At 61.2% G+C, this 8,252-nt stretch carries 5 protein-coding genes and 2 pseudogenes; 2 read left to right on the plus strand and 5 right to left on the minus strand.

The window, feature by feature from the left end; all coding sequences use genetic code 11:
- The 5 genes and pseudogenes from HMCN_RS20170 to HMCN_RS0116375 form a co-directional block, all read right to left on the minus strand.
- Nucleotides 1-358, minus strand: a pseudogene (locus HMCN_RS20170) (IS1595 family transposase); the annotation flags it as partial.
- 342 nt (nt 359-700) lie between these two features.
- Nucleotides 701-928, minus strand: coding sequence for a sulfurtransferase TusA family protein (locus HMCN_RS0116360; protein ID WP_025918391.1), 228 nt, complete (start codon nt 926-928; stop codon nt 701-703).
- Nucleotides 929-1,177: 249 nt separating this feature from the next.
- A complete protein-coding gene (gene alaS, locus HMCN_RS0116365) occupies nt 1,178-3,799 on the minus strand; it encodes an alanine--tRNA ligase (RefSeq protein WP_025918392.1) in 2,622 nt (873 codons plus the stop codon).
- A gap of 109 nt (nt 3,800-3,908) precedes the next feature.
- Complete coding sequence (gene ugpQ / locus HMCN_RS0116370) at nt 3,909-4,685, minus strand: glycerophosphodiester phosphodiesterase (RefSeq protein WP_025918393.1); 777 nt, start codon at nt 4,683-4,685, stop codon at nt 3,909-3,911.
- Between the two features lie 171 nt (nt 4,686-4,856).
- Nucleotides 4,857-5,615, minus strand: a complete 759-nt coding sequence (locus HMCN_RS0116375) for a TSUP family transporter (protein WP_025918394.1) — start codon at nt 5,613-5,615, stop codon at nt 4,857-4,859.
- 190 nt (nt 5,616-5,805) lie between these two features.
- Between HMCN_RS0116375 and HMCN_RS0116380 the strand changes: the two genes are divergently transcribed.
- Together HMCN_RS0116380 and HMCN_RS0116385 are read left to right on the plus strand one after the other, a co-directional pair.
- Nucleotides 5,806-7,563: a glutamine--tRNA ligase/YqeY domain fusion protein gene (locus tag HMCN_RS0116380; RefSeq protein ID WP_025918395.1), complete on the plus strand. Its 1,758-nt coding sequence runs from the start codon at nt 5,806-5,808 to the stop codon at nt 7,561-7,563.
- A gap of 77 nt (nt 7,564-7,640) precedes the next feature.
- Nucleotides 7,641-8,252 (plus strand): annotated as a pseudogene (locus HMCN_RS0116385) (hypothetical protein); the annotation flags it as partial.

Below are 8,252 nucleotides of genomic sequence, written 5' to 3' on the forward strand. Positions count from 1 at the left end.
CTACGCCACAGCAACTTGCCGCCTGGCGCACGCTCGCGCCGTCAATCAAGGCCTGGGTGTACGTGAGCCACCGGTCTTTGTGGCGCAGGCGCGCCAGCGGGGTGTGCGTCAGGGCATTGAAGGTGTGCCGACATTGGCGGCACCGGTAGCGTTGTAACCCGCAGCTGGTGCCCCAGCGCTGCAGTTGGGTGTTGCCGCAGTGCGGACAGAGCGGCTTTTCCTGCAAACCTTGCTCGATCAACCGGATGACTTCTTCTGCATCCCCCCGCCGGTCCAGTTCACTGCGCAGGCGCTCTTTTTGTCCCCGGTTCAGAGCATTGAGTTGCTCCAGCCACGTTTTGAAGTTCGCTGTTTTCACGGCTTTGCCCTCCATAAACATTGAATGTCAAAGGTTGGACAGCAATTCAACAGCAAAGTGCTACATAGCCTGAAAATAGCGAATCTATCGCTTAAAAATAATGCGGCATGAAAAATACATGTATCAGTATATTTACAGGAAAGGCCTGAAAAGGCTAGCGGCAGGATTGCAGGACAGCGGAAGGGTGGGCTGCGGCAGAACCAGCTGTGTAAGCCCGTATCGCAATTGCGTGATGGCGAAAGACACATCCGGCAGGAAAATCGCGCTTATTCGGCCCCCACTGAATCAGGCGCACATCTTGCCGGCGTCACGCTCACGATGGATGATGGAAACTGGACCGGATTACTTGCGCTTGATGTAATACTCGAATTCCTTATCGCGCGCTTCATGCGACAGCAGTTCATTACCGGTCTGCTTGGCAAATGCCTGAAAGTCGCGCACCGAACCCGGATCGGTCGCAATGACATGCAAGACCTGGCCGGTAAGCATCTCGGCCAATGCCTTTTTAGTCTTCAGAATCGGCAATGGACAATTCAGTCCACGTGCATCGAGCTCTTTATTGAATTGCATGATGTCCATCCGCAGCTAATTGAGTGAAGTGATAATACGCTGCATTCTACCGAATATTATTCGCGATGGTGCATTGCATCAAAATAACCTATGGAATTCCTGGGTAATAGCCAGATAACTTTCTGTGCACGCAACAAACAGTGCATTATTCAGCAGTAACGCGCCGACAAAAACAGTCGGCAAGGCGCTTCTCGCCACCTTGCCGCTTGGTCAGTCTCAGCGCCGCCCGGACAGCGCGGCTGCCCCGACTCAGGCGCGGGCAGCGACCCAGGCCGCCACGCCGGCCAGTGCCTGCGCCAGACCGCGCGGATCGGTGCCGCCGGCCTGCGCCATGTCGGCTCGCCCGCCGCCCTTGCCGCCGACCTGCTGCGCGACGGAATTGACCAACTCGCCGGCCTTGACTTTGGCGGTCGCGTCGGCGGTCACGCCGGCGATCAGGCTGACCTTGCCGTCGTTGACCGCGGCCAGCACGATGGCGGCGGTTTTCAGCTTGTCTTTGAGCTTGTCCATGGTTTCGCGCAGCGTCGCCGCATCGGCGCCGTCCAAGGTTGCCGCCAGCACCTTGATGCCGTTCACATCCACTGCCTGCTTGAGCAATTCATCGCCCTGGCCGGACGCCAGTTTGGATTTCAGCGCGGCGACTTCCTTCTCCAGTGTCTTGATGGTGTCCTGGGTTTGAATGATGCGCTGCAGCAACTCTTCCGGCTGCGCCTTCAGCGCGGCGGCGGCATCCTGCACCCGGCGGTTTAGGGTCTGCACCAGCGCCAGCGCGCCTTCGCCGGTGACCGCTTCGACGCGGCGGATGCCGGCCGCGACGCCGCCTTCGGCGACGATCTTGAACAGGCCGATGTCGCCGGTGCGCGAGACATGGGTGCCGCCGCACAGTTCGCGCGAGGAGCCGATCTCCAGCACCCGCACTTCGTCGCCGTATTTCTCGCCGAACAGCGCCATCGCGCCGTGCTTAACCGCATCGTCATACGACATCACCTGCGCCTGGGTCGGCACGTTGGCGAGGATTTCGCGGTTGACGATGTCTTCCACCAGGCGGATCTCGTCGGCCGTCATCGGCGCGTTATGGCTGAAGTCGAAGCGGGTCTTGCCGGCATCGACCAGCGAGCCCTTTTGCGCCACATGGCTGCCCAGCACTTCGCGCAGCGCCTTGTGCATCAGATGGGTGGCCGAGTGGTTGCGCATGCTGTGCGCGCGCTGCACTGCATCGACTTGCGCATTGAGCGTGTCGCCGACGGTCAGCACACCCTGACTCAGGATGCCGTGATGGCCGAACACGTCGGCCTGGATTTTTTGCGTGTCCTGCACCTCGAAGCTGACCGCATCGGCGCCATACACCGATTCCAGCACGCCGGAATCGCCGGCCTGGCCGCCCGACTCTGCATAGAACGGCGTAGTGTCGAGCACTACGATCGCATGCTGGCCTGCTGCCACCGACAGCACCGCACTGCCCTCGACATACAGCGCGATGACTTTGCTGGTCTGGGTCAGTTGATCGTAGCCGACGAATTGGGTTTTGTCGCCGCTGTATTCGATGCCCGCCGCCATCTTGAACTTGCCGGCGGCGCGCGCGGTCGCCTTCTGGCGTTCCATCGCCGCGTCGAAACCGGCCTCGTCCAGCGCGATGTTGCGTTCGCGGCAGATGTCGGCGGTCAGGTCGAGCGGGAAGCCGTAGGTGTCGTACAGCGCGAATGCGGTGTCGCCGTCGAGCTTCTTGCTGTTCTTGGCCAGCGCGGTTTCCAGCAGCTTCATGCCGTGTTCCAGCGTCTCGCCGAAGCGCTCCTCTTCCTGCTCCAGCACCTGCGCGACGCGGGAGGCGGCCTCGGCCAGCTCCGGATAGGCATCGCCCATCACGCCCACCAGATCCTTGACCAGCTTGAAGAAGAACGGCCTGGTCTGGCCCAGCTTGTGGCCGTGGCGCAGCGCGCGGCGCACGATGCGGCGCAGCACGTAGCCGCGCCCTTCATTGCCGGGGATGATGCCGTCGACCACCAGGAACGAGCAGGCGCGGATATGGTCGGCGATAACCTTGAGCGAATTGTTGGTCAGGTCCATGCAGCCGGTTTCGCGCGCGGCGGCGGTGATCAGTGCCTGGAAGCTGTCGATGTCGTAATTGGAATGCACATGCTGCAACACCGCAGTGATGCGCTCCAGCCCCATGCCGGTATCGATGCACGGTTTCGGCAGCGGGTGCAGCACGCCCTGCTCGTCCTTGTTGAACTGCATGAAGACCAGGTTCCAAATCTCGATGTAGCGGTCGCCGTCTTCGTCGGCGCTGCCCGGAGGGCCGCCCCAGACATCGGCGCCGTGATCGTAGAAAATCTCGCTGCACGGGCCGCACGGGCCGGTTTCCGCCATCTGCCAGAAGTTGTCCGACGCATAGCGCGCGCCCTTGTTGTCGCCGATGCGGATGATGCGCTCGGGCGGAACGCCGATTTCCTTTTCCCAGATCGCATGCGCCTCGTCGTCCTCGAAATACACGGTGACCCACAGCTTGTCCTTCGGCATCTGGTACACCGAAGTCAGCAATTCCCACGCGTAGTGGATCGCGTCGCGCTTGAAATAATCGCCGAACGAGAAATTACCCAGCATTTCGAAGAACGTATGGTGGCGCGCGGTGTAGCCGACGTTCTCCAGGTCGTTGTGCTTGCCGCCGGCGCGCAGGCTGCGCTGCGCGGTGGTGGCGCGGCTGTAGCTGCGCTTGTCATGGCCGAGGAACACGTCCTTGAACTGCACCATGCCGGAGTTGGTAAACAACAAGGTCGGGTCGTTGCCGGGAATCAGGCTCGATGAGCGCACGATCGTATGGCCCTTGGATTCGTAAAACTTGAGGAATTTATCGCGGATTTCGGACGAGTTCATGTGCTTTGGCTAAAGATTAGGAATGCGTTGCAAAACGTCGATTATACGTGCAGGCGTAGACGCTGCGTACATGAAGCGCAAAGGCGATTCGGGCGCCGGCAGGCTGCCGTTAGCCGGCTGCGGCTGCCGGTGGGAAATCGGCGCCGATCAGGTCGATGCGGTCGGTGCAGAAGCCGTCCACGCCCCATGCCAGCAGCGTGTGGGCGCGCACCGGATCGTTGACGGTGTAGCAAAACAGGCCGAAGCCGGCCTCTTTAATCTGCTGCGCCAGGTCCGGCGTCAGCATTTCGTGATTGACATGCAGCGCCACCGCCGCGCACGCCTGCAGGCGTGCGCGCCAGTCGGGCGGGATCGTCTCCACCAGATAGCCGCGCGGGATTTCCGGCGCGGCGGCGCGCGCCGCCAGCAGCGCATCGAACGAAAACGAGGAAAACAGCGGCACAGTGCACGGATCGACGGGGGCAGCGGCAAGTTCGGCCGCAAACAGCTGGCGCGTCAGCGCCGCGGCCACGCGCCCGGTGGCGCCCTCGAAACCGGCGGCCGGCTTGAGCTCGACATTCATCCAGATCGCCTGCTCCCGGCAGAACGCCGCCGCCTGCGCGTAAGTCGGCACCGGCTCGCCGGCAAAGGCGCTGCCGAACCAGCCGCCGGCGTCCAGCGCCGCCAGCTCCGCCGCGCTGGACGCCGGCACGCTGCCGGTGCCGCTGACGGTGCGGCCGAACTGCTCGTCATGCATCAGCACCGGAACCGCGTCCCGGCTCAGCATCACATCGAACTCGACCGCATGAAAACCGTGCGCCAGGCCGCAGCGCAGCGCAGCCAGCGTATTCTCGGGAGCCAGCGCGCCGCCGCCGCGATGGGCAACGATTTTCGGATACGGCCACAGTGTTGTATGCATGACGTCAAATAATACCGAAAAACCGGCGGCCATCGACGCCGCCGGAAGCAATTTACGGTCTGAAATATACTGAATACTGTATTTAAAACAACCGCAATAAATATATGCGGTAAATACCATATTTACTTGCATACTCCTGCAATAAAGCTACAGAGATGTTCAGAAGAAGATCTCGTAGCCGAGCTTCATGATCAGCGTCGTCACCAGCACCAGGAACAGCACCCGCACGAAGCCGGCGCCCTTGTGCATCGCCAGCCAGCTGCCGGCAATCGCGCCGACGATGTTTGCTGCCGCCATCGGCAGCGCGACCTGCCACAGCACGTAGCCGGCCGGCACGAAGAATGCCAGCGCGGCGGCATTGGTGGCGATGTTGACGAACTTGGCGGCGGCCGAGGCATTCAGGAAGTCGAACGCGAAGAAACGGATGAACAGGAAGATCAAAAAGCTGCCGGTGCCGGGGCCGAACAAGCCGTCGTAAAAACCGATCGCGCCGCCGATCAGCACCGCAATCGTCTTTTCCTTGCTGCCGACAGCCACCGGCTGGTGCAGCTTGCCGAAATCCTTCTTCCACAGCGTATACAGCGCAATCGCCACCAGCAGGAAGAACACCACCGGCTTCAGAACCGATTTCGGCACCATCGACACCGTCGCCGCCCCGGCGAACGCCATCACGAACGCGCTGGCCGCGGCCGGCAATACCAGCGTCCAGGCGATGCGGACCCGCTTGAAATACGAACGCGCGGCGAACAAGGTGCCGGCAACCGCCGCCACCTTGTTGGTGCCGAACAGGCTGGCCGGCGCCACATTCGGCATGAAATTGAACAGCGCGGGAATCTGGATCAAACCGCCGCCGCCGACCGCCGCATCGATCAGGCCGGCGAAAAAGGCGAACAGGCACAGCAGCAGTATTTCGGTCATGGCAGGCCTGGAAGCAAAAAGGCGGTTCGGCCAATTTCTGCATAGCTTGGCCGAACCCGGCCCGCCAGTGTAACGCGTGACCAAGCCACATGTTGCAGCATTGCATCGGCCACCGGCTGCCTGCCGCCCACCCTCTACGGTAGAATGCCCTCAACCAATATCAATCCAACACGTCATCAAAGCACACACCATGAGCACCGACATCAAAAAAGGCAACGGCCAGGCCGCAGCAACAGCGCCGGCCACCTCCAACTTCCTGCGCGCCATCGTCGAGGCCGACCTGCAGGCCGGCACCTACGAGCGCCCCGGCCTGCCGAGCGTGATCACCCGCTTCCCGCCCGAGCCGAACGGCTACCTGCACATCGGCCACGCGAAATCGATCTGCCTCAATTTCGGCCTGGCGCGCGACTACGCCGGCCGCTGCCATCTGCGCTTCGACGACACCAACCCGGCCAAGGAAGACCAGGAATACGTCGACACCATCATCGACAGCGTCAAGTGGCTCGGCTTCAGCTGGGAGCAGGACGGCACCGAGCACCTGCACTACGCCAGCGACTACTTCGACCAGCTCTACAGCATGGCCGAATACCTGATCAACAGCGGCCACGCCTATGTCGACAGCCAGAGCGCCGAAGACATGGCCGCCAACCGCGGCGACTTCAGCCGGCCCGGCGTCGATTCGCCGTTCCGCACCCGTTCGCCAGCCGAATCGCTCGACCTGCTGCGGCGCATGAAAGCCGGCCAGTTCAAGGACGGCGAACACATCCTGCGCGCCAAGATCGACATGGCCTCGCCCAACATGAACCTGCGCGACCCGGCCATCTACCGCATCCGCCACGCGCACCACCACCGCACCGGCGACACCTGGTGCATCTACCCGATGTACGACTTCACCCATCCGCTGTCGGACGCGCTCGAACACATCACGCACTCGGTCTGCACGCTGGAATTCCAGGATCACCGCCCGTTCTACGACTGGATCATCGCGCGCTGCCTTGAGGGCGGCTTCTTCCAGCAGCCGGTGCCGCGCCAGTACGAATTCGCGCGCCTGAACCTGACCTACGCGATCACCAGCAAGCGCAAGCTGCTGCAACTGGTCGAAGAAGGCATCGTCGACGGCTGGGACGACCCGCGCATGCCGACCATCGTCGGCATGCGCCGCCGCGGTTACACGCCGGAAGCTATCCAGCTGTTCTGCGAACGCATCGGCGTCACCAAATCCGACGGCTGGATCGACATGAGTACGCTCGAAGGCTGCCTGCGCGAAGACCTCGACCCGAAAGCGCCGCGCGCCACCGCCGTGCTGCGCCCGCTGAAACTGATCATCGACAACTTCCCCGAGCAGCTGCGCGACGCCTGCACCGCGCCGATCCACCCGCACCACCCGGAACGCGGCCTGCGCCAGTTCACCATCAGCCGCGAACTCTGGATCGAGCAGGACGACTTCATGCAGGAGCCGGGCAAGGGCTACTTCCGCCTCTACCCGCCGATCGGCGACAAGCCCGGCAACAAGGTGCGGCTGCGCTACGGCTACGTGGTCGAATGCACCGGCTGCGACCGGGACGCCGACGGCAACGTGATCGCCGTCCGCTGCAACTACTTCCCCGACAGCAAGAGCGGCACCGAAGGCAGCGCCAACTACAAGGTCAAGGGCAACATCCACTGGGTCAGCAGCCACGACGCGCTGGAGGCCGAAGTGCGCCTGTACGACCGCCTGTTTTCCGACCCGCAGCCCGACGCCGGCGGCCGCGACTTCAAGCTGGCCCTGAACCCGAGCGCCAAGGAAGTCGTCACCGCCTACCTGGAACCGGGCCTCGCCGCCGCCATGCCGGACGACCGCTACCAGTTCGAGCGGCACGGCTATTTCGTCGCGGACCGGGTCGATTCGGTGGCCGGCAAGCCGGTGTTTAACCGGGTGGTGACTTTGAAGGACAGTTGGGGGAAGTGAACGACTAGTCGGCGGAAGACGCTGCGTTTTCCGCTCTACCGGGCTATTAATCAATTAAAGATAAATTCTTTGAGACTATGAAAAAATCACTCACCACCTTAGCCTGTCTTCTTATCCTTGGGGGATGCTCAACTGTCACTGTGCTTGAGTCCAATGGCGTTCACGAAGAAAAAATTGGAAAAGTGCCGGAAATTGGGGTCGAGTCTTCTGCTACTGTTGGCAGTCAATTATTCTCGCAATTCAGATACTGGAGTAAGTCAGGGTACCGTATTAAAGGCGATTACAATAACCGCCTTGCCTTGGGTAAAATCAAGGTTTCAGAGGGCGACTTCGTAGTCAGGGCCGCAGTAGATGGGCAAGTAGTCTATTGCACAGAAAAATACGCCTACATTGACCCCTTGACTGGCCCATTCGCTACGGCCTGCTTTATTGACATTGGCGAAGTGGGAAAATTTGTAAAGGTGAAAGCACGTCCAGGGGCGATATGGTTTGAAAACAACATCGTCCCGCCTATTCGATATGAGCGCTCCGAACTGATTGCGCCTAAAGCGGATTCATTCAAACACGAACTTCTATACCAAGGCTTTTCAAAAGGAACCTTGCGCCTTTCCTACCGGGAATACATCAACGATATGGCAAGGCCCTCCTTCTTCCAAGATGTATCGTATGACATAGGGTCATATCCTACT

This window comes from Herminiimonas sp. CN (genome assembly GCF_000622895.1).
GTDB lineage: Bacteria > Pseudomonadota > Gammaproteobacteria > Burkholderiales > Burkholderiaceae_D > AVCC01.